Source organism: Streptomyces sp. NPDC058773 (assembly GCF_042746015.1).
In the GTDB taxonomy this organism is placed as follows: domain Bacteria; phylum Actinomycetota; class Actinomycetes; order Streptomycetales; family Streptomycetaceae; genus Streptomyces.
On the sequence record NZ_JBHYPE010000102.1, the window covers coordinates 1 to 1,146 of the forward strand.

A 1,146-nucleotide genomic window follows, 5' to 3' on the forward strand; every position below is an offset into this window, starting at 1 on the left:
GCCCGGGGGCGGCTGCGGCCCCCCCCCTGCCCCGCCCCCGCGCCCGCGCGGGGCCCCCCCCCCGGGGCCCCCCCCCCGCCCCACCCCCCGGGGGCCGGCCCCTTGCACACCTGCCGGTTGACTACCGGGCTCAGAGACCGATCTCGGTCTCGAACTCGGCGGCCTCCAGGATCTGCTTGACCGTGGTCAGGTAGCGGGCGGCGTCGGCGCCGTCCACCAGACGGTGGTCGTAGGAGAGCGCGAGGTAGGTCATGTCGCGCACCGCGATGGTCTCGCCGAGGTCCGGGTGGTTGATGACCACCGGGCGCTTGACGGTCGCACCGATGCCCAGGATGCCGACCTGGTTCGGGGGCACGATGACGGTGTCGAACAGGGCGCCGCGCGAACCGGTGTTGCTGATGGTGAAGGTCGCACCGGACAGCTCGTCCGGCGTGATCTTGTTCGCGCGGACCTTGCCCGCCAGGTCCGCCGTCTTGCGGGCGATACCGGCGATGTTGAGGTCACCGGCGTCCTTGATGACCGGGGTCATCAGGCCCTTCTCCGCGTCCACCGCGATACCGACGTTCTCGGTGTCGAAGTAGGAGATGGTGCCCTCGTCCTCGTTGATCCGGGCGTTGATGACCGGGTGGGCCTTCAGCGCCTGGACCGCGGCCTTGACGAAGAACGGCATCGGGGAGAGCTTGACGCCCTCACGCTGCGCGAACGCGTCCTTGGCCTGGTTGCGCATCCGCATGATCTTGGTGATGTCCACCTCGACCACGGAGGTCAGCTGCGCCTGGCTGTGCAGCGCCTTCATCATGTTGTCGCCGATGACCTTGCGCATCCGCGGCATCTTGACGGTCTGACCGCGCAGCGGGGACGCCTCGATGGCCGGAGCCTTCGACACCGCGGCCGGGGCGGCGGCCGGCGCGGCGGCCTTGGCGGCCTCGGCGGCGGCGATGACGTCCTGCTTACGGATACGGCCACCGACACCGGTGCCCTTGACCGTGGCCAGGTCGACGCCGTTCTCCGCGGCGAGCTTGCGCACCAGCGGGGTGACGTACGCGCCCTCACCGGCGGCCGGAGCCGGGGCGGCGGGGGCGGCCGGGGCCGGGGCGGCCGGAGCCGGCGCGGGGGCCGGAGCCGGAGCCGGAGCCGGGGCGGCGG

Annotated in this window: 1 protein-coding gene; it reads right to left on the reverse strand. The window is 72.8% G+C overall.

Annotated elements, in window-relative coordinates; translation table 11 throughout:
- Positions 1 to 130 precede the first annotated feature (130 nt).
- Positions 131 to 1,146 (reverse strand): 2-oxoglutarate dehydrogenase, E2 component, dihydrolipoamide succinyltransferase (gene sucB, locus ACFW5B_RS35225; RefSeq protein ID WP_386449197.1); only part of this gene is annotated, 1,016 nt, incomplete at its 5' end.